The sequence below is a fragment of the Croceitalea sp. MTPC6 genome, from assembly GCF_036985525.1.
Lineage (GTDB): Bacteria > Bacteroidota > Bacteroidia > Flavobacteriales > Flavobacteriaceae > Croceitalea.
The window spans coordinates 1-24,546 of sequence record NZ_BTGR01000005.1 but is presented as its reverse complement, the minus strand read 5'-3'; the positions used below and the strand labels follow the sequence as shown (position 1 = coordinate 24,546).

24 protein-coding genes and 1 tRNA gene are annotated in these 24,546 nt (G+C 35.1%); 18 read left to right on the top strand and 7 right to left on the bottom strand.

Annotated features, from left to right (window positions below):
• Positions 1 to 119 precede the first annotated feature (119 nt).
• On the top strand, positions 120 to 743 hold the full coding sequence (locus tag AACP56_RS10490; protein WP_339338120.1) for a hypothetical protein: 624 nt from the start codon (positions 120 to 122) through the stop codon (positions 741 to 743).
• 42 nt (positions 744 to 785) lie between these two features.
• On the opposite strand, the gene AACP56_RS10485 is transcribed toward AACP56_RS10490, so the two are convergent.
• Positions 786 to 859, bottom strand: a tRNA-Arg gene (locus AACP56_RS10485).
• 65 nt (positions 860 to 924) lie between these two features.
• On the opposite strand from AACP56_RS10485, the gene AACP56_RS10480 reads away from it, so the two are divergent.
• Positions 925 to 1,437: an adenine phosphoribosyltransferase gene (locus AACP56_RS10480; protein WP_339338122.1), complete on the top strand. Its 513-nt coding sequence runs from the start codon at positions 925 to 927 to the stop codon at positions 1,435 to 1,437.
• Here AACP56_RS10480 and AACP56_RS10475 read toward each other — a convergent pair.
• The 4 genes from AACP56_RS10475 to AACP56_RS10460 all read right to left on the bottom strand — a co-directional run bounded on the left by AACP56_RS10475 (position 1,434) and on the right by AACP56_RS10460 (position 6,425).
• Positions 1,434 to 1,553 carry an SsrA-binding protein gene (locus tag AACP56_RS10475; protein ID WP_339338124.1) on the bottom strand — a complete coding sequence of 40 codons (120 nt, stop codon included), beginning with the start codon at positions 1,551 to 1,553 and terminating at the stop codon, positions 1,434 to 1,436. The genes AACP56_RS10480 and AACP56_RS10475 overlap by 4 nt on opposite strands.
• A 98-nt stretch (positions 1,554 to 1,651) precedes the next feature.
• Positions 1,652 to 3,427 (bottom strand): DUF885 domain-containing protein, encoded by a 1,776-nt coding sequence (locus tag AACP56_RS10470; protein WP_339338126.1) that lies wholly within the window; start codon positions 3,425 to 3,427, stop codon positions 1,652 to 1,654.
• A 584-nt stretch (positions 3,428 to 4,011) separates the two neighbouring features.
• A complete protein-coding gene (locus AACP56_RS10465; RefSeq protein ID WP_339338128.1) occupies positions 4,012 to 6,066 on the bottom strand; it encodes a M56 family metallopeptidase in 2,055 nt (684 codons plus the stop codon).
• Positions 6,066 to 6,425, bottom strand: a complete 360-nt coding sequence (locus tag AACP56_RS10460) for a BlaI/MecI/CopY family transcriptional regulator (protein ID WP_339338130.1) — start codon at positions 6,423 to 6,425, stop codon at positions 6,066 to 6,068. Before AACP56_RS10460 ends, AACP56_RS10465 begins: the two co-directional genes overlap by 1 nt.
• Before the next feature lie 151 nt (positions 6,426 to 6,576).
• On the opposite strand from AACP56_RS10460, the gene AACP56_RS10455 reads away from it, so the two are divergent.
• Positions 6,577 to 7,515: a calcium/sodium antiporter gene (locus tag AACP56_RS10455; protein ID WP_339338132.1), complete on the top strand. Its 939-nt coding sequence runs from the start codon at positions 6,577 to 6,579 to the stop codon at positions 7,513 to 7,515.
• A gap of 49 nt (positions 7,516 to 7,564) precedes the next feature.
• The gene (locus tag AACP56_RS10450) at positions 7,565 to 9,133 is read left to right on the top strand and encodes a carboxypeptidase-like regulatory domain-containing protein (RefSeq protein ID WP_339339936.1); all 1,569 of its coding nucleotides are present in this window, start codon (positions 7,565 to 7,567) and stop codon (positions 9,131 to 9,133) included.
• 57 nt (positions 9,134 to 9,190) lie between these two features.
• Here the strand turns inward: AACP56_RS10450 and AACP56_RS10445 are convergent, their stop codons facing one another.
• The gene (locus AACP56_RS10445) at positions 9,191 to 10,207 is read right to left on the bottom strand and encodes a glutamine synthetase beta-grasp domain-containing protein (protein ID WP_339338136.1); all 1,017 of its coding nucleotides are present in this window, start codon (positions 10,205 to 10,207) and stop codon (positions 9,191 to 9,193) included.
• A gap of 204 nt (positions 10,208 to 10,411) precedes the next feature.
• On the opposite strand from AACP56_RS10445, the gene AACP56_RS10440 reads away from it, so the two are divergent.
• From AACP56_RS10440 to pyrF, 12 genes are all read left to right on the top strand, one after another.
• Positions 10,412 to 12,598 carry a glutamine synthetase III family protein gene (locus AACP56_RS10440; RefSeq protein ID WP_339338138.1) on the top strand — a complete coding sequence of 729 codons (2,187 nt, stop codon included), beginning with the start codon at positions 10,412 to 10,414 and terminating at the stop codon, positions 12,596 to 12,598.
• A gap of 5 nt (positions 12,599 to 12,603) precedes the next feature.
• On the top strand, positions 12,604 to 13,596 hold the full coding sequence (locus tag AACP56_RS10435; protein ID WP_339338140.1) for a serine/threonine dehydratase: 993 nt from the start codon (positions 12,604 to 12,606) through the stop codon (positions 13,594 to 13,596).
• Between the two features lie 392 nt (positions 13,597 to 13,988).
• Entirely contained in the window at positions 13,989 to 14,339 is a 351-nt protein-coding gene (locus AACP56_RS10430; protein ID WP_339338142.1) for a VOC family protein, read from the top strand.
• A gap of 215 nt (positions 14,340 to 14,554) precedes the next feature.
• On the top strand, positions 14,555 to 15,103 hold the full coding sequence (locus AACP56_RS10425; RefSeq protein WP_339338144.1) for a VOC family protein: 549 nt from the start codon (positions 14,555 to 14,557) through the stop codon (positions 15,101 to 15,103).
• A gap of 196 nt (positions 15,104 to 15,299) precedes the next feature.
• Positions 15,300 to 16,478 (top strand): AIR synthase related protein, encoded by a 1,179-nt coding sequence (locus AACP56_RS10420; RefSeq protein WP_339338146.1) that lies wholly within the window; start codon positions 15,300 to 15,302, stop codon positions 16,476 to 16,478.
• 47 nt (positions 16,479 to 16,525) lie between these two features.
• Positions 16,526 to 16,993 (top strand): QcrA and Rieske domain-containing protein, encoded by a 468-nt coding sequence (locus tag AACP56_RS10415; RefSeq protein ID WP_339338148.1) that lies wholly within the window; start codon positions 16,526 to 16,528, stop codon positions 16,991 to 16,993.
• Positions 16,994 to 17,007: 14 nt separating this feature from the next.
• Entirely contained in the window at positions 17,008 to 17,439 is a 432-nt protein-coding gene (locus tag AACP56_RS10410; RefSeq protein WP_339339933.1) for a thioredoxin family protein, read from the top strand.
• Positions 17,439 to 18,437, top strand: coding sequence for an FAD:protein FMN transferase (locus AACP56_RS10405; protein ID WP_339338152.1), 999 nt, complete (start codon positions 17,439 to 17,441; stop codon positions 18,435 to 18,437). Before AACP56_RS10410 ends, AACP56_RS10405 begins: the two co-directional genes overlap by 1 nt.
• Before the next feature lie 8 nt (positions 18,438 to 18,445).
• Complete coding sequence (locus AACP56_RS10400; RefSeq protein WP_339338154.1) at positions 18,446 to 18,655, top strand: DUF4266 domain-containing protein; 210 nt, start codon at positions 18,446 to 18,448, stop codon at positions 18,653 to 18,655.
• Between the two features lie 112 nt (positions 18,656 to 18,767).
• A complete protein-coding gene (locus tag AACP56_RS10395) occupies positions 18,768 to 20,048 on the top strand; it encodes a DUF3570 domain-containing protein (RefSeq protein WP_339338156.1) in 1,281 nt (426 codons plus the stop codon).
• Positions 20,049 to 20,116: 68 nt separating this feature from the next.
• Positions 20,117 to 21,193 (top strand): peptide chain release factor 1, encoded by a 1,077-nt coding sequence (prfA, locus tag AACP56_RS10390; RefSeq protein WP_339338158.1) that lies wholly within the window; start codon positions 20,117 to 20,119, stop codon positions 21,191 to 21,193.
• A 90-nt stretch (positions 21,194 to 21,283) separates the two neighbouring features.
• Positions 21,284 to 22,105 carry an orotidine-5'-phosphate decarboxylase gene (gene pyrF, locus AACP56_RS10385; RefSeq protein ID WP_339338160.1) on the top strand — a complete coding sequence of 274 codons (822 nt, stop codon included), beginning with the start codon at positions 21,284 to 21,286 and terminating at the stop codon, positions 22,103 to 22,105.
• Here pyrF and AACP56_RS10380 read toward each other — a convergent pair.
• A complete protein-coding gene (locus AACP56_RS10380) occupies positions 22,097 to 22,291 on the bottom strand; it encodes a hypothetical protein (protein ID WP_339338162.1) in 195 nt (64 codons plus the stop codon). The two genes, pyrF and AACP56_RS10380, sit on opposite strands and share 9 nt — an antisense overlap.
• 180 nt (positions 22,292 to 22,471) lie before the next feature.
• On the opposite strand from AACP56_RS10380, the gene AACP56_RS10375 reads away from it, so the two are divergent.
• Together AACP56_RS10375 and AACP56_RS10370 are read left to right on the top strand one after the other, a co-directional pair.
• Positions 22,472 to 23,254: an alpha/beta fold hydrolase gene (locus AACP56_RS10375; protein ID WP_339338164.1), complete on the top strand. Its 783-nt coding sequence runs from the start codon at positions 22,472 to 22,474 to the stop codon at positions 23,252 to 23,254.
• Complete coding sequence (locus AACP56_RS10370; protein WP_339338166.1) at positions 23,251 to 23,763, top strand: hypothetical protein; 513 nt, start codon at positions 23,251 to 23,253, stop codon at positions 23,761 to 23,763. Before AACP56_RS10375 ends, AACP56_RS10370 begins: the two co-directional genes overlap by 4 nt.
• Positions 23,764 to 24,546 lie beyond the last annotated feature (783 nt).

The following is a 24,546-nucleotide window of genomic DNA, read 5'->3' as shown; positions in this document are numbered from 1 at the left end:
AGACCGATAAAATAATTTCTTCCAAATATTTTACTATTATTAATTGTCAAATTTAAGATTCAATTAAATTTGTAATTACCAAAGAGTTTCCCTGTAATTTTTCAATTGCCAAATCACCAATGAGTGAGTTTTTTAAAGCGGAATTAAAAGACAAATTTTTACAATATGCTTCAGATAGAGATGACTATTTTGAGGTGCAACTGCTTTATGATGAATTTCTACGACCAAATTACAGTCTCCAATTTGTAGAAAAATTAGTTCGTGAGATTATTGATTATAATCCTAACTTATTGGATATAATGAGTGGTAACGGTTCAAAAATATTTATGCTGTCCGCTACCGCGTTTACAGAAGAGTTTATAGAAGAAGGTGGGTTTAAGGATATGTATATAGAAGAAGAAGAGAAGTGGGACACATTTTTATCTCAACTTTCTAACTCTCGAAAACTCTCGACAGAAGAAAAAGTTAGCCTAGGAAAAACAGAAAAAACTTCATACAAAAGAGAACGAAACCTTTTGTTTTTTTTGATAAGTGCAGTTTCCTTGAGTTTTCTATTTACACTATTTAGTATTGTGAATGACCTTTTTTTTGAATCGGGAAGTATTACCAAATCTGAATTAGATGCGAAATTGACCGAACTAAAGGAACAGAATCGAAAAGAGAAAGAAGCCCTATTAAAAGAAATAAGTGACTTAAAATTAAATTTAGAATCATTTCCTTTAGATAGTTTAGCTAAGAAATGACAAAACAAAGAGCCCACCATTTGGTGGGCTCTTTGTTTTAAGTGACCTCGGCAGGATTCAAACCTGCAACCTTCTGAGCCGTAATCAGATGCGCTATTCAGTTGCGCCACGAGGCCTTTTTAATGGGGTGCAAATATATTTCTTTTTAAATTTACAACAAAACCCTAGCTAGCAAAAACAAATGGATTTTGAACCCTTTATCAGAGATATCAAAGATTTTCCTAAACCAGGAGTTGTTTTTAAAGATATTACACCACTTTTAAATGATAAAGTTGCACTTCAAAGGGCTTGCGAAACCTTGTTAGAAAAGATAAACGGACAACATGTGGATAAGGTAGTGGGAGTAGATAGTCGAGGGTTTATTTTTGCACCATTATTAGCCTCTAAATTAAATGCGGGTTTTGTGCCTGTCCGTAAAAAGGGTAAACTTCCCTACAACACATTTTCAGAGTCATACGATTTAGAATATGGTGCAGATATACTACAGATACATACTGATGCTATTAAAAAAGGGGAGAAAGTAGTAATCCATGATGATGTTTTGGCAACTGGTGGTACTGCCGAAGCTGTTTGTAAATTAGTGGAAAGACTTGGTGGGGAAATTGTACAATGTAATTTTTTAATTCAACTAGACTTTTTAAATGGAGCCGAAAAATTAGGGGACTATAAAATTGAAGCCTTATTAAACTATTAGCCCAATGCTTTGGTCGTAACAAAATAGCGCCAACCAATAATTGCCAATTGAAACTTACTGGCTTTAGCTAAATCCAATCCTTTTTTTGTAAAAGATGGAAGTATAATTTTGTTCATTCTAGCTAAGATTTTGAAAAAGGATTTTCCCACAGTTTATTTTTAGGTAAAATACAAAAATAAAGGCTCGGTCATAGACCCGAGCCTTTATTGATTACTTATTGCTTAGAGATCCAAGTATTGATTTTATCTTCTAATAGTGCTAATGGCACACAGCCAGTCTCTAAAACTTGGTTGTGAAACTCTTTAATATCGAATTTATCTCCCATAACCTCTTCAGCCTTGGCACGTAGCTCACGAATTTTTAACTGACCTATTTTGTATGATAATGCTTGACCAGGATTGGCCATGTAACGTTCTATTTCGGCTGTAATAGATGCTTCGGATTCAGCTTCATTTTCCAATGAATATTGTATGGCTTGTTCTCTTGTCCAACCTTTAGAGTGTAATCCTGTATCAACTACAAGGCGGACAGCTCGGTGCATTTCTGCACCCAACATCCCAAAATATTGGTAAGGGTCGGTGTAAAGTCCTAATTCTTTTCCTAAAGATTCACTATACAATGCCCAACCTTCACCATAGCCACTGTACCATAGTGTTTTTCTAAACTTTGGCAGCTCTTTATTTTCTTGGGTCAAAGAAATTTGATAGTGATGTCCAGGTATAGCTTCATGTAGAAATAAGGATTCATCTGAATACGTGTTGTACTTTTCTACCTGCGGAATTGGGGTATAAAAAATGCCAGGTCTTGTGCCATCAAGTGAGCCTGGGTTGTATTCCGCACTTGCTGAATTTTCACGGAAAGCTTCAGTTCTTCTTACTTCAAACGCAGTTTTGGGTTTATTACCAAATAGCTTTTCTATTTGTGGTTTCATCCTTTCATGAATGGCGTTAAAATTTTCGATGACCTGGGATGGGTCATCAAATGGCATTAGCTTTTTATTGTTTCTAACAAAGCCAAAGAAAGTCTTAAGGTCACCTTCAAAACCAACTTCCTTCATAATTTTTTCCATTTCTCCTCTAATTCGGGCTACTTCACTTAAACCCAACTCATGAATTTCATTTGCCGTCATGGTTGTTGTAGTGTATTTTTTTATTTGATGTGCATAATATGCATCACCATTCGGTTCGCCTTGAATTCCACTGGATTCACGACCAGCTGTCATATATTTGTTTTGCATAAAGGAATGCAGTTTCTCATAGGCAGGGATTACTTTTTCCGTGACCATATTTTGATATGCTTTAGTGAGGTTTTCTTTTTCAGAAACATCAAAACTATCTGGTAATAATTGTATAGGTTGATAAAAAAGATGTTTATCTAAATCTTTGACGGTCAGTGCTTCTAGCTGCGGTAATACTTTTTTAATCAAAGATTTTGGTAATACATGGCCTTTCTCTACCCCTTCTCTCATTCTATCCTCAGCACTTGACATCCATTCTAAATACCCATCAACTCTTTTCAACCATTTTTCATAATCTTCTACAGTTTTAAAGGGTTGTGCTCCAGAACCACTGGCCAATTGTCCCATAAATAGGTTTGGGGACCACATTTGGTCAATAGGGGTCAGGTTCGCGTTAAAGTTGTATTCATTAAGATGTATGTTGCATTCCCAAAGTAAGATAGCTTTACTTAGTCGTTCACTTTCACTCAACCCTTCGTCAGGTATTGTAGTGACTTTCTCTTTGTACTTTTCATAATATGCTTTTTCTTTTTCAAGATGTTCATCGGACAAGAGATTGGTAAAAACATCATTATATCTATAATCTCCCGCTGTGGTTGCGGTTATTGGATTTAATTTTAACCCATTCTCATAGTAATTGTCTAAAAGTTCGGCAAATTCTTTGTGAATATCTTTTTCATTGCCCTGTTGGTCTTTCTTGCAAGATTGAATAATGAACACAAGTGCAAGTAAAAATGTGATTTGTTTTTTCATTTTTTAATTTTCTTGTACTGGAAATATACTTAAAATGAACAGATAGGAAAAGAAAAACCCGCTATTTAGCGGGTTTATGGTTGATTGATGATTTTTTTGATTGATGATTATAAAGAGGGTTTGTATTGTTGTCTTTAGCTTGGTTTAGTGATTAAATAAATAAGCCTACAATACTGATAAAGACTAGAACGATGAATTTTACAATGGCTATCATATGGTTGTTTTTTTAGTTAAAAATTGATTGTGTTGCTTAATTGTTTTTTGAATATATGATGATAATTGTCATGTTTCCAAGGATTTGGAGCAAAAACAATGTAATTGAATACAAAAGTGAAAGTTTTAAAATAGGATAACCTTCGAAAAATATGTGACTCTCTACAATAAAGTTGCATATTGTAATTTTATAAGTATATTATGGTTACATTATATAATAATTGTAGAGGGTATTTTGTACTGTTTTTAAAATGCAAGGGGTATTTCATTTAAAAAAGTAGCTTTTTTGAGGATTTCATCTTTTGAACCCATAAAAAAACCGACCATCTAATGGCCGGTCATAAAATAAAAAAGGGTCGTTTTTTGATTGACTAATTCTTCTTTGTGATGATTTCCACAACCCCGTTTTTTCCTTTTTTACCATATTTTTTTCTTGCTGCCTTTCCTTTTAAAACATTTATAGATTCTATTTCATCTGGACTGGTATTTTTTAACTTTTTTACTTCTTTACCATCAACTATATATAATGGCTTTGGACCTTTAGATCTAATTTTTATATCATTATCATAATCACCAGCTTCATCTGCTCTTATAACAAACACGTTTTTGTTTTCTTCATTTTCATCATTAGAGTTTTCAAAGACTATAATATTTTTGTTATTCTTTGTAGTTACTTCTACTACACCATCACTTCCAAGTGCACCGTATTTTTCTTTAGCAGATGTTCCTTTTAGAACATGTACAGATTCGATTTTATTGGACTTTATATCCGCCATCTGTTTTTTAGTCGCCTTTTCGCCATCAATATAAATTAAAGGCTTCTTTTTTCCATCTTTTGAAGAAGCGGAACTAACTTTTATTTTTGATACGCTATTATCATCATTTTCTATAATAAAGACGTCTTCGCTACCTTCTTTATCTTCATCAGATTCAGAATTAATGAAGAATTTCATTTTTTTGGAACTACCATCATCATTATGAAAGATATTCATGTCTTCTAATTCTTCTTCATCTACTTCCTCTCCGTCAACTATTATTATTTTCTTACCATTTATTTTTTTGATTTCAATTTGTTTTGGATTATCTCCATCCTCACCAGAATCTATCCAAACCATGGAGTTTGAACTTTTATTCTTGCCGAACGTATTAAAAGTGGATTTGCTATTCCAAAATGAAACCGCATTACTTTTATCATCGTACAGAATGGTAATTGGGTTTATTGGCGTATCTGAACTTGTGTTATAGTTGCCATTAAACTTTTTTCCATTAGTTCCTTTGCCACTTATTTGAATACTGATATCTATAATCTCTTTACTACTATTTCTAACAACTGTATATGAAAAGTCTGCACCGTCTTTTGCTAAATCACTTTTCATTTTTTCAAGCGATTCATCCGTAGTGTTTTTATCAATTTTTAATTCGATTGTTTTTACATAGTTAGAATTTTTGGTTGGAGTTTTCTTTGGTTTGCTAACTTCAGTTTCAGTTGTTTTAATTGGGTTGGCAAGCATGGGGTTTTGCTCACTCTCAATAGTTTGTGAAATTGGAGCTTCGGAAAACTTCACCACTTCTTTGGTATTGAATCCATAGAGGAAAAGACCAAGAAATGGAAGCACAAGTAAAAGTTTCAGACGATTGACTGATTTTGATTGATTTTGATTTAACATGACTATTCGTTTTTTGATGATTGAATTATAAAATGGATTTGCGATTGAAATGTGATGATTGCCAAGAGCCTGCCTAAGCATTAAGTATTGATAATTTTTTTTGTCCAGGTTTTGAGCACAGGTTTTTGCGTCTGCCAAAAATTCTAAGTTTTGTTTGATAATATTTTTGTAAAACCAAATGATAGGGTTAAACCATAAGACAATAAACAAGATTTCTGTTATCAAAATATCAATGGAATGTAACTCACGAGCATGAACTTTTTCGTGTTCAATAATGGTTTTGAGTTCCGCTCCTTCAAATTGTTTGGGGTAATAAAAAATATGTTTAAAGAACGAAAATGGGGAAATCTGTTTTTTGGTTTTTACATGATAGAAATAATCATCTGCAATAATATCGCTGGTTTTTTTAATTTTTCTAATTGTACTGAGTTGAATTATCAGTTTAAAAGAAAAATACAGGACCCCTAAAAGATAAACTATCATTAAAACTGCTACCCAATTAAATGATGAAGTAACGTTCGCATCACTTGCAACTTCCTCAATGATGTAATAATCATTTTGGGCTAATGGAGTAGGTGCAACTAAAATAGTTTTTGTGATAGTGACAAAAGGTAAAAAAATTGCTGTTATGAGCCCCGAGACAAGAAACAGTCTATTACCATTAAAAAAGGTCTCTTTTCGTAAAAAAAGATAATAGGATAACAGAAATAAAAGTAGAATACTGGACGACTTTATAAGATGTATGAAAAACGGTTCCATTACTTTTTATTTTCGATAAGTTGAATAATTTCTTTTAGTTCTTCTACAGATATCTTTTCCTCTTTTGCAAAAAAGGAAACCAAGCTTTTATAGGAATTGTCATAATAATCTGCAATGGTAGAATTCACAAAGGTTTTACGGTAATCTTCTTTGGTGATTAAAGGATAATAACGATGCGTATTCCCAAATGCTTCATAAGCAACATATTTTTTTTCCTCTAAATTCCTTACAATAGTAGAAAGCGTATTATAATGGGGTTTGTCACCAGAAATTTCTGCAAGTATCTCTTTTACAAAAGCTTTATCTAGCTTCCAAAGAATTTTCATTACCTCTTCTTCCTTATTAGTTAATTTTTGCATTACTATGAGTTTAGATTCCAAACATACTAAGTAAAAAATAGTTAAACAACTATTTTTATAGTTATTTAACTATTTATTTAGTTTTTAAGGAAATTTCAAATGAAATTATACATCTAAAACTTCCTTTATCTTTGCGCTAAACAAACCATTGATGCAAAACTTTCTTTTTATAATCTTAGGTCTAGTGTTGTTGATTTTAGGCGGTAATTGGCTTTTAAAATCGGCAGTAGCACTCTCACTTAGATTGGATATTCCAAAGATAGTAATAGGTATGACGGTGGTTTCCTTGGCCACATCAGCGCCAGAGCTCATTGTAAGCATAAAAGCTGCATTAGATGGTTTTCCGGATTTAGCATTGGGGAATGTGGTAGGTTCCAACATAGCAAACTTGGGCTTGGTTTTAGCTGTTACCGTATTATTGGGAAGCATAGATGTTCGTAAAAGTTTCTATACAACGGATTGGCCGGTAATGATGGTTGCATCAATTTTGTTTGTGGGGTTTATCTACTTTGATGGTACGCTTCAACAATATGAGGGAATCATAATGGTAGTTCTTCTTTTTGCATTTTTAGTCTATATTTTACGTTTTCAAAAAACAGCAGTGGTTGATGAACTACCAGAAGACGACAAGCCTTTACCCTTATATAAAACAGTACTCTTTTTGGGAATTGGGGGAGTAGCTTTGTGGGGAGGTTCAGAGTTTTTGATTGACGGCGCCGTTGGACTCGCTTCAAAATTTGGAGTTAGTGATAGGGTCATTGGGGTAACCGTGGTTTCAGTCGGAACAAGTATCCCAGAGTTGGCAGCTTCCATTATTGCAGTTATAAAAAAGGAAAAAGCAATTTCATTAGGTAATTTAATTGGTTCTAATATTTTTAACCTTCTAGCTGTGCTTGGTATTACCTCAATCATCACACCTATAAATGTAGTTGACCAAGGATTATTGACAAATGATATATTTTGGATGTTGGGAATCTCTTTTTTAATACTGCCCTTGGTGTTTTTGCCAAAAGGATTGCGTTTGGGATGGCGAGACGGGCTTGTTCTAATTGCAGTTTATATTGCTTTTATCTATCTTACTATAGCTTAGCATAAAAGTTACCATGAAGTTTGGCTTATTTTTTTTTATTTGGGCAGTTATGTTCTCATTCGCTCCTGTGGCTTATTCTCAGTCGGATGAATTTATTACAGGGAAACTTTTAGATGCTAAAACTAAGGAGCCAATTGTTTTTGCTACGGTTAGAATTCAGGGTAAAGCACTTGGGGTAATTTCCAACCTAGATGGGGGTTTTAAGATTCCAATAGAGTTTCAACTTGAAGGTACGGTCTTGGAAATTTCCAGTATGGGTTATGAGACCAAGAATATTCAAATCTCAACCCTCAAAAAAAATGGCATTAATACTATTTTAATTAAAAGTGCAGTTCTGGAGCTCCAGGAGACTATTGTTACAGCTAAGGCAAAGCGATCGAAACGATTATCTGCCAGAAAAATCATTAAGTATGCCCTAGAAAGAATTCCAGATAATTATCCCAATGATCCTTTTAGTCTAATAGGATATTATCGCGATTATCAATTGCAGAAGAAAGAGTATATTAATTTGAACGAAGCCATTGTTCAGGTTTTTGATATGGGTTTTCAAAGTGACGACTATACGAATACCCAATATGGCTTATTTTCTTATGAGAAGAACAAGGATTTTAAAGTAGATTCTTTAGCTGCAAAGCCGTATGACTATGTTACAAAAGATAAGTTTATTCCAGATGCTTCTTTGATAAGTGATTATGGTGGAAACGAATTGATGATTTTACATATTCATGATGCTATTAGGAATCATGATATAAAAACATACTCTTTTGTAAATAAATTGACGGAAGATTTTTTAAAAGGACACCTTTTTTCATCAGTTGAGAAAACATCTTATGGAAACAAAGCTGTTTATAAGATTGGTATTAAAAAAATGATGCCTCCTTTTCAGGTTGTGGGAACTATTTATATTGATAAAAGTAATTATGCCATTCGTAAGTTGGACTATGCGGTCTATAAGAAGAACTCGGATAGCAGTTTCGAGAACAAAAGAGATTTTTACAATTCTACAGAGAAAGAATTACTCATAGAAATTTTAGTTGAATATACAGACATTAAAGATAAAATGTATTTAAATTATATTTCTTTCCATAACAAATTTAGAATAAGACGCCCAGCACTATTCAGAATAAAAAAGGGCCTTTTTGATAAGGCAAATGGGCTCCTGGAAATTGAGCTAAACAAACCAGCAAAAAATTATGATGAGTTAAAACTATCAGATTTTAGTCTAACATTTAAAGGGAAAGAAATACGGGTTCAAAGAATAATTAAAGCTGTTGGGAATAAAATTACTGTAAAACTTAGCTCTAAACCTGGCCAAATTGAGCTTATAAGTCAATTATTATCTAATGATAGAGACTTAGAAAAGGAAAAACTGTTTATGCGCATTAAAAATTTAATTGATGAAGATTTTAATCTATTGGATGAACGTAAATTGGAAAGCTTTGATCAGTTTAGGGAGTTCTTCACTCAAAAAGTAATTAAGGATTTTAATAATGATTTTTCCAAAGAAGATTTAATGTATAAAACTATTCCTTTATACGACTCTAGTCAGCCTATCTATAAAAAAAATGACAATGTGGATTACTGGATGAATACTCCATTAAAAACGATTGAGAACTAAAAAAACCGCCTTATTTCTGAGACGGTTTTTTTATAATCAACAATTAATTTATTTGTTTTAAACCTTTGCAGATTTAACTGTTTGGATAATTCTACCTGCAATCTTATATGGGTCACCGTTAGAGGCTGGTCTTCTATCTTCCAACCATCCTTTCCATCCACTTTCTACTGTTGCAATAGGAATACGAATAGATGCGCCACGGTCGGAAATACCAAAACTGAATTCATTAATAGATTGTGTTTCGTGATCTCCGGTTAAACGCTGATCGTTAAATTCGCCATATACAGCAATGTGTTCTTTTACCACAGGTCGGAAAGCTTCACATATTTTTTCATAAGTAGCTTTATCTCCACACGTTCTTAATGTTGTATTAGAGAAATTAGCATGCATTCCAGATCCATTCCAATCCATATCTTTTCCTAACGGCTTTGGATGATATTCTATATAAAAACCATATTGCTCAGTTAAACGATCTAATAGGTAACGAGCTACCCAAATTTCATCACCGGCCTTTTTAGCTCCTTTTGCGAATAATTGGAACTCCCATTGTCCAGAAGCAACCTCTTGGTTAATTCCCTCAAAATTGATTCCAGCTGCGATGCATAAATCTGCATGCTCTTCAACCAAATCCCTTCCATGGGTATTTTTACCACCAACAGAGCAGTAGTACATACCTTGCGGCGCAGGATAACCACCTATTGGGAAGCCTAGAGGCAGTTGCGTTTGAGTGTCCATAATAAAATACTCTTGTTCAAAACCAAACCAGAAGTCATTATCATCATCATCTATTGTTGCTCTACCATTGGATTCGTGTGGAGTCCCATCTGCATTTAAAACCTCAGTCATTACTAAGAAACCATTATTTCTTGCAGGGTCTGGGAAAATTGCTACTGGCTTTAATAAACAATCTGAAGAACCTCCTTCAGCTTGCCTTGTTGAACTTCCATCAAAAGACCACATTGGGCAATCTTCTAATTTACCACTAAAGTCATTTACTACTTTAGTCTTGCTTCGCATGTTTTGCGTTGGAAAATAGCCATCCAACCAGATGTACTCTAATTTTGACTTACTCATAATAGTGGGTAGTTTACTTTAAATTTTAATAAGGGGTAAAAATAATTATTTTCTGTACATTATAAATTTTTAGGGGAAGTAAATCGTCAAAAGTTATCAAAAATTTGTTAACCCCCTTTTTTGCAGGGGTTAATTAATAAAATGTCATTTTTTAGCCCATATATTGCTAAATTGTTAATTTTACAGTCTTAAAATTCCACCAAAATGTCTAAGATGAGATTTGATGCCTTGGCAGATAGCCACAAAAGAGAGAAAATATTGATAGATGAGACAGGAAAACGCTCTGATTTATTTGGCAAAAATGTTTTTAACGAGTCAAAAATGCTTCAATTTTTGACCACAGATGCTTACAATAAGGTAAAATCGGCAATTTTTTCTGGTAGTAAGATTGATAGAAAGATTGCCGATCAGGTTGCCGAAGGAATGAAAGCTTGGGCACTTTCTATGGGAGCTACCCATTACACACATTGGTTTCAACCACTTACGGGAGCTACTGCAGAAAAGCATGATGCTTTTTTCGATTTATTACCAGATGGGCGTGCTATGGAGAAATTCGGCGGTAGGCAATTGGTTCAGCAAGAACCTGATGCCTCTAGTTTTCCCAGTGGTGGGATAAGGAACACGTTTGAAGCTCGTGGTTATACTGCATGGGACCCAACATCCCCAGCATTTATATACAAGACAACTCTTTGTATTCCAACCATATTCGTTTCATACACTGGGGAGGCATTGGACAATAAAGCACCACTATTGCGCGCATTAAATGCTGTTGATGAAGCTGCTACTGGCGTAGCTCAATATTTTGATAAAAACGTGCGTAAAGTAAATGCTACTTTGGGCTGGGAACAAGAGTATTTCCTAATTGATAAGGCTTTGGCACAATCCCGCCCAGATATTTTAATGACAGGTAGAACCTTAGTGGGCAACTCTGCTGCAAAAGAGCAACAGTTGGACGATCACTACTTTGGAGTAATTCCGAGTAGGGTTTTAAGTTTTATGAGTGAGTTGGAAAAAATATGTACCCAATTGGGAATTCCAGTGAAGACAAGGCATAATGAAGTCGCTCCAAATCAGTTTGAATTGGCGCCAGTTTTTGAAGAGGCCAATTTATCCGTAGACCATAACCTTTTGCTAATGGATGTTATGGATGAAATAGCTGACAAGCATGGATTTAAGGTACTCTTTCATGAGAAGCCTTTTGCTGGTATAAATGGTTCTGGAAAGCACAATAACTGGTCCTTGGCAACAGATACTGGAGTAAATTTGTTAAGTCCGGGTAAGACCCCAATGAAGAACCTTCAGTTTTTAACCTTTTTTGTCAATACAATCAAGGCGGTGGATGCCTACGAGGAATTGCTTCGTTCTTCAATTGCATCTGCTAGTAACGATCACCGTTTAGGGGCTAATGAAGCGCCGCCAGCGATTATCTCCATTTTTGTAGGGAAACAATTAGGTGAAGTATTGGACGAATTGGAAGGCGTTTCCAAAGGGAAACTTTCACCAGAAGAAAAGACAGAGTTAAAACTAAATGTGGTTGGTAAAATCCCTGAGATTTTATTAGATAATACAGACCGTAACCGTACATCACCTTTTGCATTCACTGGAAATAAATTTGAGATGCGAGGAGTAGGTGCAAAGATGAACTGCGCCAAACCAATGACCGTTTTAAACACTATAGTTGCAAAGCAGTTAACCGATTTTAAAAAAGAGGTTGATGCCTTAATTGATAAGAAAAATTTAAAAAAGGACGAAGCAGTTTTTAATGTGCTTAGAGAATATATTAAAAATTCGAAGCGTATACGTTTTGATGGTGACGGCTATAGTGATGATTGGCAAAGTGAGGCGCATAAGCGAAAATTGAGCAATAATAAGAATACCCCAGAAGCACTTAAAGTATTAACTTCGAAAGAAAGTGTTGCGTTGTTTGATGTAACCGATGTAATGAATGAGACGGAGTTAAAGGCACATCAAGAAGTAGAATTGGACAACTATGTATTCCACATTCAGATTGAAGGGCGAATCTTGGGTGAACTTATCTACAACCATATTATCCCTTCGGCGATAAAATATCAAAACCTATTGTTGGAAAATGTTGCTGGACTCAAGGAAGTCTATGGAGCGGCGCATAAAAAATTAACAGAACCCCAATTAAATATTTTAGAGAAGATAGGGGAGCATATTTTAGAAGCTAAAAAGCTGACAGATGCCATGTTGCTTACTAAGAATAAAGCACATAGACTATCCACTATCAGTAAAAAAGCAGAAGCATATTGTAATGATGTAAAGCCCTACTTTGATAAAATTCGTACAGAGGCAGATGCTTTAGAACAATTAGTAGCTGATGATTTATGGCCTTTGACAAAATATCGTGAATTGCTATTTGTCAAATAAGCCTTATGAAACTCACGCTAAAAGATATTGAAAAGGCAAAAAGCAGAATAGACCCCTACATAAATAAAACCCCTATTCTAACCTCTTCACTTTTGAATGAATGGCTGGGTCATGAAATTTATTTTAAAGCAGAAAACTTCCAAAAAATCGGGGCTTTTAAGGCTAGGGGAGGAGTTAACACTTTAGCGTGGTTGTTAGAAAATGGACATCGACCCAAACATATTGTTGCCAATAGCTCTGGGAACCATGCACAGGCTGTAGCTTATGCTGCAAAGCAATTTGGGATTCCGGCAACAATTTTTATGGCTGCTTATTCTTCTAAAGTAAAAGTACAAGCGACCAAAGCCTATGGTGCTAACGTTGTTTTAAATGAAACACGTGATATTACAGATGCTAAAGTAGCAGAAGCGGCGAAAGAAGAAGGCACCTTTTGGATTCCACCATTTAATCATGAACAAGTTATCTGTGGACAAGGAACAGCAGCCTACGAAGCAATTGCAGAATTAGATGCTATTGACGCGGTCTTTACCCCTTGTGGAGGTGGCGGACTCACTTCTGGGTCCTTAATTTCTACCCGTGGTTTAGCCCCAAAAGCCAAAATGTTTGGGGTAGAACCTTTAAATGCCAATGATGCTGCAGAATCTTTAAGAAAAGGAACAATTCAACGCTTATCAGGTGTGCCAGATACTTTAGCTGATGGTGCTATGACCATGGCTGTTGGGGATATCACTTTTGAGTATTTAAAGCAATTGGATGGGTTTTACGAAATTGAAGAAGAATATTTAATCTATTGGACCCAGTGGTTAACCCACCTGCTAAAATGCAGAATAGAACCCACTTGCGCTATGCCTATGGAAGCCATACGTAGATGGTTGCAAACCCAGAAAACCAAAAAACGTGTATTAATGGTCATTTCTGGGGGTAATATAGATCAACCGACTACGCAAAAGATTTGGGAGAAAGATTGCCTGACCAAAAAGCCTACATTATTCGAATAATATACGTTTGTAAACGTTTGTTTGTAGAGCTATTACTGACTAAAAGACAATAAGTTATGTGATTTCAACATATAAGTGTGATATCTTTATACAACAGATGGGGTACATTCAGCTAAAGCTGACCCATGCCGCTATACTTTGCAAAGCAAAGCCCCGCCCCACGGGAAATGTACCCCATCGCCGGGCTAAACCAAATCACTTTAATTGCGGCGCGAAGACCTAAGTAATACAGCTTTAACTGCGGTGCGTGTGGAATGAAAACGTACACCATCAATTGGCTTTAAGTAATTTGGCCACCTTCACCAGCACTTCGTATATTTAAATGAATTTAAACATACTACGCGCTGAAGGTAACTAAGTTTAGTCCGGCGCTGGTAGTAATTTGAGAAACTATGAAAAAAACAGTGGTACATTTTGAAATAGGCTGTGCTGATTTAGATAAAACATCTAAATTTTATAAAACCGTCTTTGATTGGAATTTAAAGATGCACGGGAATTCTGCCATAATCGACACAGGAAATGAAGATTCGTTAAGTGGGCATATCAATAAACTGGGACCAGATGACCCTCAAAATTATGTAACGGTTTATATTGAAACTGATTCCCTACTCTCTGACCTAGAAGCAATTGAATTCAACGGTGGAGAGATATTTGTAAAACCAATTAAGCTACCTGATGGAAGAGAATTTGCTTGGTTTAAAGATGTGGCTGGCAATCTAATTGGGTTAATTACGCCAAAGTAAATTCCCCAATCAGCAATGTTAATGAATAAAAATAATGTCAACAATGGCTATAATTCAGTGTGGCTTTTTTACTAACTTGAAACTTATTAACCATTGATACTGCTGGATTTCATACAGAAAATTTACCATTGAAATATTGACAACAAAATCATAGCTAAGACTTTTGGTAGTAATTAAAGAAGCGGAAGTCAAAAAGAAATGAACATAAAAATATTATGAAAAAAACTATATCAATCTTATTGTTTGGATTAATTATTTTGAGTTGTTCTAACTATAAAAATGAGAACAATAATCCTAACGAAATAAAAAAGTTGCAAATCGAAAATGATAGCTTAATTACGATAATAATACAAAATAAGTCTATTATGGAAAATCAAATGATCAGGTCGCTAACTTTTCAAGATGGAAATGCTGAAAATGCAATGAATTTTTATGTGGAATTGTTCGAGAATTCTAAAATCATTAATGTAAGTCGTTGGGGAAATGGAGCACCTGTAGCTGAAGGAAAAATTATGCAAGCCACATTCGAACTAAACGGAAATTTATTTATGTGCAGTGATAGCCCGCCAGTTCACGATTGGGATTTTTCGCCTGCTGTTTCTAATTATATAGATTGTGAGAATGAGGAAGAAATGAATAGACTTTTCTCAAAACTAGCCGAAAACGGAAAAGTAACAATGGGATTAGCTAATTACGGATTTAGCGAAAAATTTGGTTGGGTAATTGACCAATTTGGAATTTCATGGCAATTGAATTTGAAATAAAAATAATTACTGCTAATAATGGATATAATGCATTGTGGTTTTTTCACACACCAAAATAAAAGTATGAATAGACAACTGATTTGTAGGTAAAATAATTCTACGGATGATTGCATAACGAAATCATAGCCGATACAGGCGATATTTATTTCCAACTCCTAACCTCGGTTTTGTTATTTTTGTCCAAACAGAATAATACATGTCCTCAGACACGAGTAAAAGATATGCCCAACGTGGAGTTTCCGCTTCCAAAGAAGATGTACATAACGCTATAAAAAATATAGACAAGGGGCTTTTCCCCAAAGCGTTTTGCAAAATTGTGGAAGACCATTTGACGGGTAGTGATGACCATTGTTTGGTAATGCATGCAGATGGTGCTGGAACCAAGTCTTCTTTGGCTTATATGTACTGGAAAGAAACAGGGGATATTTCTGTTTGGAAAGGAATTGCACAGGATGCCTTAATCATGAACATAGATGATTTAATCTGCGTTGGGGCTACGGATAATATTATGCTTTCATCAACCATTGGGCGCAATAAAAACCTTATTCCGGTTGAGGTGATATCAGCCATTATCAACGGTACTGAAGAATTGATTGAGGATTTGAAAACACATGGAATAACAATTCATTCTACCGGTGGTGAAACTGCTGATGTTGGAGATTTGGTTAGAACTATTATTGTAGATTCTACGGTTACTGCGCGCATGAAACGTAGTGATGTAATTGATAATGCCAATATCAAAGAAGGCGATGTTATTGTTGGTTTGGCTTCTTTTGGTCAGGCTACTTATGAAAAGGAGTATAATGGCGGTATGGGGAGTAATGGACTTACTTCTGCTAGGCACGATGTATTTTCCAAATACCTCGCGGATAAATATCCAGAAAGTTTTGATGCTTCTGTCCCAGAAGATTTAGTGTATTCTGGTAAAACCAAGCTCACGGATGAAGTAGTGTATTCTCCTTTGGATGCAGGTAAATTAGTTTTGTCACCAACAAGAACCTATGCGCCAATAGTTAAAAAAATATTGAAAAAATATGCTTCTAAGGAAATACATGGTATGGTACACTGTAGTGGTGGAGCGCAGACTAAAATACTTCACTTTATAGATAGGCTACATATTGTAAAAGACAATCTTTTTCAAGTTCCACCATTGTTCAAATTAATCCAAGAACAATCTGGGACAGATTGGAAAGAAATGTACCAGGTTTTTAACTGTGGTCATCGTCTAGAATTGTATGTTGACCCAGCGGTTGCCGATGATTTAATTTCCGTTTCAAAGTCTTTTGATGTAGATGCTCAAATAGTGGGTAGGGTAGAAGCAAGCAATACAAAAAAATTGACCATTAAAAGCGAATACGGAACATTTACGTATTAGCCATACGATTAAGCAAAATCTCACGTTCTTTTAATAAACATAATGCTATGGAAAGAAAAGAATTTTTGAGAAGCATAGGTGCTGGTGCAGCTTTTGCACTAACTTTTCCTTGCTTAAACGGTTGTTCTTCAGATTCAGAAGACTTAGAAACCTTCCCAGAACCTACAGGTGTGGACTTTATTGTCGATTTAACAGCTGCTGATTCCGCTCCATTGGCAAATAATGGTGGTTTTATTTTAGCAAAATCCAACCCTGCTGATAGGCTTACAGATATTGTAGTTGCCAGAAACCTAGAAGGAAATTTCGTGGCAGCTAGTCAAATTTGTAGTCACCAACAAACAGATGAGGTGCGATTTGTGAATGAAGATGGAGGTATTTTTAAATGCTCTACCCACGGTTCGCGTTTTGCCCAAGACGGTACCCCCTTGAACCAAGTTGATAGTACTACTCCAAGACCCTTAAAAGTATTCCAAACAGAACTTAACGGAGATATGCTTCGCGTATTTGAAAGCTAAGCCTTAGATTGATGATGAAGCAGTTACTATTTGTTTTGACACTTTTTTTTTCGATTGGAGCTGTAGCCCAGGATTGGAAAGAAAATTATAGTGATGCGCTTGCCAAAGCAAAAGCTGATGATAAACCATTGATTTTGGTTTTTTCAGGTTCTGATTGGTGTCCACCTTGTAAGAGATTGGATAAAACTATTTGGACTTCAGATGAGTTTAAAAGTTTTTCTTCAGAAAAATATGTATTGTATAAAGCTGATTTTCCACGGAAAAAAGCAAATCAACTCCCCCAAGAACAGCTAAATCAAAATAAGGAACTAGCTGAACGCTTTAACCCAAAAGGACACTACCCTTTGGTGCTGGTATTAGATAAATCGGAACAGGTTCTTGGCAAAACGGGCTATCAAAAGATAAGCCCAAAAGAGTATATTGCTGTCCTGAATTCCTTTTTATAATGAAACAATGGACCGTTATTATTTGCTGTTTTTTTTGTTTTTTGACCTTTGGTCAGAATCAAGAAAAACTGGTAACGGTTAAGAAAGTTTTAAAGCTAATGGGCACCCGTTTTGAAATAACGGTCGTTGCCCAAAATGAAGAGATAGGCTATATCAATATTCAAGAAGCTATTGCGGAAATCACTCGAATTGAGAAAATGATTTCTTCTTGGGACAAGGATAGCGAAACTTCCAAAATCAATAAAAATGCAGGTATAAAACCTGTTAAAGTGAGTTTTGAACTTTTCAAGCTCATAGAACGTGCAAAAAAACTCTCTGAGATTACAGATGGCGCTTTTGATATTTCTTATGCTTCCATGGACAACATATGGAAGTTTGATGGTACAATGGACAAACTTCCAACAAAACCGCAGATAGAAAGCTCAATTTCCAAAATAGGTCATGAGAAGATAGTTCTTAATGCCGATTCACAAACAGTTTTTTTATCGGAAGAAGGAATGCGAATTGGTTTTGGTGCTATAGGAAAAGGCTTTGCTGCTGATAGGACAAAAGAGCTGTTGATTTCTAAAGGGGTAAAGGCAGGACTAATAAATGCTTCTGGAGATTTAACGACCTGGGGAACTAAGGCAACGGGTGAGAAATGGATGATAGGTATCGCAAATCCTTTAAGTAAGGACAAGGTTTTTTCATGGCTTCCAATTGTGGAATCTTCAGTTGCGACCTCAGGGAATTATGAAAAGTATTTAATGTTTGATGGTAAAAAGTATTCTCATATTATTGATCCAAGGACAGGCTATCCAACCACAGGAATAAACAGTGTTTCCATTTTTGCAAAAGATGCAGAATTGTGTGATGCATTAGCGACAGCTGTTTTTATAATTGGTAGGGATAGTGGAATCCATTTAATCAATCAAATTCCAGGTGTTGAAGTTGTTGTTGTAGATGGTGAAAATAAAATCCATAAAAGCTCAGGTATTTTGTTCGATAATAATCAGTAGTTTTAGTTATGCATAAGTTTTTAATTTTAATTCTAATATTGATTTGTTCTAGCTCTTGTGTAGCAGTAAAAGGGTATGATAAAGTCTATCTGAATGATGGTGATATGCAATTGAGTGCTAGGGCTTCCGAACGTTTTGAAACCAACTTTCAACTATATCGTGAAGCTTCTTCTGGTGCAAATGGAGGAAAAACTGGAGGTGGTTGTGGTTGTAACTGAAACCCAAATTTTGTGAACTAAATGAAACGAAATTTGATGGTTGAAGTTACCCTGAGCGTAGTCGAAGGGTCTTTATAGATTAAAAGCTAATAATTTTACGAGAATTCTTGTTTTGAAGAAACTGTCTTTTGTTTTAATCTGTGTGTTTTTTGGTGTAGCTGTGTATTCCCAACAAAATGATACTTCCTACAAAAGAAAAGTACTGGAAGCGAGCGAATTGGATGTGTTATTTAGTTACTATAGTCAAGAGGGGCAAAATGCTGCTGTAACTGGTGGTGAAGGAACAGAGGAGTTAACCGATGCCACTTCTACATTGGTATTGAGAATGCCTATAAATGCGGATGATATTTTAACTGTTGATGTGGGCTTGTCCGCTTACACTTCAGCTTCTTCAAGTAATGTGAACCCTTTGGATGGGAATAATCCTAATGTGAGTCCGTTTGATGCATCCTCAGGAGAATCAAGAAAAGATATACTTGCCTATTTTAATCCAACGTATCGGCATAGTTCCGATGATAGAAATAATATTTGGAGTGCCAATGCATATGTGTCTAATGAATACGATTATTTTTCCATAGGCTTTGGAGGCTCGTATGCGAAACTATTCAATGAAAAAAATACCGAAATAGGCATTAGTGGTAGGGTGTTTTTAGATAAATGGAATTCACAGTACCCTATAGAGTTAAGACAAGGTTTTTTTGATGACCGTATTACAGGTAATGGAACATATGCTCCAGACTTTACTGAATTTATAGATGAAAAAAGAAATACCTATTCCGTTTCACTTTCATTTTCTCAAATTTTAAGTAAAAAACTGCAAGCTTCATTGTTTGTGGATTTGGTTTCTCAAAATGGTCTATTGAGCACACCTTTCCAACGCGTTTATTTTAGTGATGTTGATGACTTTTTTATTGATGATTTTCAGTTAGCAGATGATATTGAACGGCTACCAGATTCCAGGTTTAAGATTCCTCTTGGTGGTCGACTAAACTATTATTTGAATGATGCCGTCGTATTGCGGTCTTATTATCGTTTTTATTATGACGATTGGGGAATAACATCCCATACTGCTAATATAGAAGCGCCGATTAAACTAAATGATAAATTTACCCTCTATCCTAGCTATCGTTACTATACTCAAACAGCTGCTGATTATTTCTATGTAAAAGAAGCCGCTTTATCGAGTTTTGATTTTTATACTTCTGATTACGATTTATCAGCTTACCAAGCAAATCAATTAGGTTTTGGAGTACAGTATAGAGATATTTTTAATAGTGCAAGAGTCTTCTTTTTTGGTTTACAGACCATTAATTTACGTTACAGTTATTATGATAGAAGTGACGGTTTAAATGCCTCCATTCTAACTTTGAGCACTACTTTTATTATTGATTAGTTACATCTTTTTTCAAAATTGATCCCATCAAAAAAATCGTAAATTCGCATTTTAAGGAGGATTGAACTATGCTAGATAAACTGAATATTGTAAAGCAACGCTTTGATGAGGTTTCGGATTTAATTATTCAACCAGATATCATCACTGACCAGAAGCTTTATGTGAAGTTGAATAAAGAATACAAAGATTTAAAGGCACTTGTTGATAAACGTGACTTATATATTGAGTTGACCAACAATTTGAATGAGGCAGAGGAAATTATTGCTGACGGTAGTGACGAAGAAATGGTTGAAATGGCCAAAATGCAATATGATGAAGCTAAAGAGGCTATTCCAAAGCTAGAAGAAGAAATTAAGTTTATGCTCATTCCAAAAGACCCGGAAGATGAAAAAAATGTAGTCATGGAAGTTCGTGCAGGTACTGGAGGTGATGAGGCAAGTATTTTTGCTGGGGATTTATATCGCATGTATGCAAAGTATTGCGAATCCAAAGGATGGAAAACCAATATTATAGATTTAAGTGAAGGTACCAGTGGTGGTTATAAAGAAATCCATTTTGAAGTTAATGGAGAGGATGTTTACGGTACTTTAAAATTTGAGGCAGGAGTGCACCGCGTGCAACGTGTTCCGCAAACTGAAACCCAAGGTCGTGTCCATACTAGTGCAGCTACGGTTATGGTAATTCCGGAAGCAGAAGATTTTGATGTGCAAATAGACCCAAAAGATGTTCGAATAGATTTCTTTTGCTCTTCGGGTCCTGGTGGTCAATCAGTTAATACCACTTACTCAGCGGTACGCTTAACGCATGTTCCAACTGGATTGGTGGCACAATGTCAAGACCAAAAATCCCAACATAAAAACAAAGAAAAAGCTTTTAAAGTACTTCGGTCAAGATTATATGATTTAGAGTTGGCGAAAAAACAGGAAGAAGATGCTGCAAAACGAAACTCTCAAGTGAGCAGTGGTGATCGCTCTGCCAAGATTAGAACTTATAATTACCCGCAGGGCAGGGTTACCGACCACAGAATTGGATTAACGCTATATGACCTGCAAAACATTATCAATGGTGATATTCAGAAAATCATTGATGAATTGATGTTGGTTGAAAATACCGAAAAACTAAAAGAAGCTTCTGAGATATTTTAGATTGGTAGTCAGTAGAAAATTACTATTAGTTGTCACACTGAGCTTGTCGAAGTGTTGTAGTGGGATATAAAAGAAAAGTATTTATAGCATTTGAAAACAAAAGATTTAATAGCTCAAATCAAAAAAAAGCAATCCTTTCTCTGTGTTGGTTTAGATACCGATTTAGAAAAGATTCCAAAACATCTTTTACAAGAAGGAGATCCTATTTTTAGCTTTAATAAAGCTATTATAGATGCCACTCAGGAGTTTTGCGTAGCCTTCAAGCCAAATATTGCTTTTTATGAAGCCTATGGCTTAAAAGGTTGGAAATCACTTGAAAAAACAATTGATTATCTAAACACAAACTATCCGGAGCAGTTTACGATTGCTGATGCAAAAAGAGGGGATATTGGAAATACTTCTACCCGGTATGCCAAAGCTTTTTTTGAAGAATTGGCTTTTGACTCAATCACCATAGCACCATACATGGGACGTGATTCTGTTGAACCGTTCCTAGAGTTTACCAATAAGCATACTATTTTGTTGGCCTTGACCTCAAATAAAGGAGCTTTTGACTTTCAGACAAAGCATATGGATAATCAAGAACTCTATAAAGAAGTTCTGACGGTTTCCAAGACGTATGAAAATGCTGAAAACTTGATGTATGTTGTAGGCGCTACGCAAGCCGAATACTTAAAAGAAATTCGAGAGATAGTGCCAAACAGCTTCTTATTGGTACCGGGCGTTGGTGCCCAAGGGGGGAACCTAAAAGAAGTGTGTAAGTATGGGATGAATTCAACTGTGGGTCTATTGGTGAATTCTTCTAGAGGAATTATTTACGCTTCCAATACAGAGGGCTTCGCAGATGAAGCGGCTTTAAAAGCCAAAGAAATTCAAACGCAAATGAAGAAGGAATTAGAAAAATTATACTAAATCCTCCAATATTCTTTTAATGCTTTGTGCTTTGCGCTCAAAGAACTCTCCCAATTTGGTATCGATGTAATTAGCATCCATGGCCTTACTTAAAAAGTTCTCGTAACGGTATTGTAAAATAGCCACCGCATTACTTTCTCCTGTGATTGGAGTCACTGCTCCAACTCTACAATATTGCTTTTCCATAGTTCAAAAGATTTGTTCTAACAAAGATACGTTCAAAACATTGGTTTAGACTACGATGTAAATGTGTACACACCTAAAAATCAGGCAGTTTGTCTAATTTTTAACTAATAATTAATAGCTCTAGATGTTTTTGCGGGTTTTGTTGGCTAAAAATTAACGTACTTTTATAAAAAATTTAGATTGCTCAACTATACCAAATATTTACATAAAACTTCAAATGAATGGGTGACTTTTGTTCATGGAGCTGGAGGAAGTTCTACAATTTGGTACAAGCAGTTAAGGGATTTTAAAGAACACTTCAATATCCTATTATTGGATTTAAGGGGTCATGGGAACTCCAAACCTAATCTAAAAGATGCGTTCAGCGATAAGTATACTTTTGACAGTATAACAGATGATATTGTGGAGGTAATTGATTATGAGGGAGTTAAAAAGTCACATTTTATCGGAATTTCCTTAGGAACCATTCTGATACGTAATTTAGCAGAAAAATACCCGGACAGGGTTGCAAGTATGGTAATGGGCGGTGCTATTATGAAATTAAATTTTCGATCGCAAGTATTAATGCGATTGGGCGTTATTTTTAAATCAATAGTACCTTACATATGGTTATACAAGTTCTTTGCCTTCGTAATCATGCCAAATAAGAACCATAGGGAGTCGCGCTTGCTTTTTGTTAGGGAAGCCAAGAAATTATATCAGAAAGAGTTTATAAGGTGGTTTAAACTTACTTCTGAGATTAATCCATTGTTACGTTTTTTTAGAACTGTAGATATTGAAATTCCAACACTATATATTATGGGTGGTGAGGACTACCTTTTCCTTCCGACCATAGAGAAAGTGGTAAAATCGCATCAAATGTCTCAATTGGCAGTTATAGATAACTGTGGACATGTAGTGAATGTAGAACAACCCATTGTTTTTAATAATAGCGTAATTGAATATTTATCTAATTTAAAATGATACCTAAACAGGTTATATTCCTAGTAATTTTTCTTTCCCTTTCTTACAGTTTATCATCGCAAACAGCAGATTGTAAATGCTGTTCAGAAAACCATTCTGCATTTGATTTCTGGGTTGGTTCTTGGGAAGTAACGAACAAGGATGGTTCAATTGCTGGAAAAAATACAATCGCTAAAGTTGAAGGAGATTGTGTCCTTCGTGAGAATTGGACAAGTGCTACACCAGGTTATACAGGCACCAGTCTTAATTTCTATAACTTAGAAACTGGACAATGGGAACAACTTTGGATTGATAATTCTGGAAGTCATTTAAAGTTAAGGGGTAATAAGTTTGGAAACCAAATGATTCTCTCTTCGGATGAATTTGAACATACTGATGGAAAGTTATATGTAAACAGAATAACCTGGACAGCAAACACTAATGGTACTGTAAGGCAATTATGGGAAGTATTAAACAAAGGAAAGGTTGTAAACGTACTTTTTGATGGACTTTATTCCCCAATAAAGTAAACTATATAAAGGCGACTCTGAAGTTTTTGATAGCTAATTCAAATAAATCACCCTAAAAATGAGACATAATTTTTTTTTAGAAGTATGTATCAGAGCCACCTTATATAGTTAAGCTGAGTGTAAATAAACATCGTAAACTGCTTGTTTTGGGTAATCCTTATAAACTATTACTTAATCCCGATAATTACTTACTATAAAATAGTAATCCAGAGTTTTGACTAAATGACCTGAATTATTTACAAAGTTCATAAAGTGCTTTCCTGTAAGAATTAATAAGGTTGTAAATAAGAAAAATGGAAACGGTAACTTTTATGGATAACATAAAATAATTGCTCAGTTTGTCATATTTGTTTATTACGTTAGCAGACCAATAGTAAGAGTGTTATACTAGCTTTAGTAATAATTTATTTCTGCTGGAAACAGAATTATAAATATTAGAAGATTCATTCTCTTTTTTGGAAATATTATTTATTGAAGTGAATTTAATAACCGTTGTGCGTGGAGAATATTAGTAATAATAGCTTGGTATGCTTCAAATATGCATTTGGAAACTTGAAATAATTATAATAAGGTCGCCTAGAAAGTAATTTCTAGGCGACCTTATTATGTAAGTTCCTTTTTATTTATTAATATCTAATTTTGGTCTGCAGGCGTTAAATTAGGGTTGGCATCGATCTCCGCCTGTGGGATTTTGAATATCCAGTCGTTGTTGACCGATGGCCTGTCCTGTTGGAAGGCCTCTTGGTAGAGTATTTCCGAAGCACCGGAACCACCATCAGCAGT

Coding starts and splice junctions, on each gene's coding strand:
- AACP56_RS10490 (WP_339338120.1), top strand. CDS start 120: ATGAGTGAGTTTTTTAAAGCGGAATTAAAAGACAAATTTTTACAATAT.
- AACP56_RS10480 (WP_339338122.1), top strand. CDS start 925: ATGGATTTTGAACCCTTTATCAGAGATATCAAAGATTTTCCTAAACCA.
- AACP56_RS10475 (WP_339338124.1), bottom strand. CDS start 1,553: ATGAACAAAATTATACTTCCATCTTTTACAAAAAAAGGATTGGATTTA.
- AACP56_RS10470 (WP_339338126.1), bottom strand. CDS start 3,427: ATGAAAAAACAAATCACATTTTTACTTGCACTTGTGTTCATTATTCAA.
- AACP56_RS10465 (WP_339338128.1), bottom strand. CDS start 6,066: ATGGAACCGTTTTTCATACATCTTATAAAGTCGTCCAGTATTCTACTT.
- AACP56_RS10460 (WP_339338130.1), bottom strand. CDS start 6,425: ATGCAAAAATTAACTAATAAGGAAGAAGAGGTAATGAAAATTCTTTGG.
- AACP56_RS10455 (WP_339338132.1), top strand. CDS start 6,577: ATGCAAAACTTTCTTTTTATAATCTTAGGTCTAGTGTTGTTGATTTTA.
- AACP56_RS10450 (WP_339339936.1), top strand. CDS start 7,565: ATGTTCTCATTCGCTCCTGTGGCTTATTCTCAGTCGGATGAATTTATT.
- AACP56_RS10445 (WP_339338136.1), bottom strand. CDS start 10,207: ATGAGTAAGTCAAAATTAGAGTACATCTGGTTGGATGGCTATTTTCCA.
- AACP56_RS10440 (WP_339338138.1), top strand. CDS start 10,412: ATGTCTAAGATGAGATTTGATGCCTTGGCAGATAGCCACAAAAGAGAG.
- AACP56_RS10435 (WP_339338140.1), top strand. CDS start 12,604: ATGAAACTCACGCTAAAAGATATTGAAAAGGCAAAAAGCAGAATAGAC.
- AACP56_RS10430 (WP_339338142.1), top strand. CDS start 13,989: ATGAAAAAAACAGTGGTACATTTTGAAATAGGCTGTGCTGATTTAGAT.
- AACP56_RS10425 (WP_339338144.1), top strand. CDS start 14,555: ATGAAAAAAACTATATCAATCTTATTGTTTGGATTAATTATTTTGAGT.
- AACP56_RS10420 (WP_339338146.1), top strand. CDS start 15,300: ATGTCCTCAGACACGAGTAAAAGATATGCCCAACGTGGAGTTTCCGCT.
- AACP56_RS10415 (WP_339338148.1), top strand. CDS start 16,526: ATGGAAAGAAAAGAATTTTTGAGAAGCATAGGTGCTGGTGCAGCTTTT.
- AACP56_RS10410 (WP_339339933.1), top strand. CDS start 17,008: ATGAAGCAGTTACTATTTGTTTTGACACTTTTTTTTTCGATTGGAGCT.
- AACP56_RS10405 (WP_339338152.1), top strand. CDS start 17,439: ATGAAACAATGGACCGTTATTATTTGCTGTTTTTTTTGTTTTTTGACC.
- AACP56_RS10400 (WP_339338154.1), top strand. CDS start 18,446: ATGCATAAGTTTTTAATTTTAATTCTAATATTGATTTGTTCTAGCTCT.
- prfA (WP_339338158.1), top strand. CDS start 20,117: ATGCTAGATAAACTGAATATTGTAAAGCAACGCTTTGATGAGGTTTCG.
- AACP56_RS10380 (WP_339338162.1), bottom strand. CDS start 22,291: ATGGAAAAGCAATATTGTAGAGTTGGAGCAGTGACTCCAATCACAGGA.
- AACP56_RS10370 (WP_339338166.1), top strand. CDS start 23,251: ATGATACCTAAACAGGTTATATTCCTAGTAATTTTTCTTTCCCTTTCT.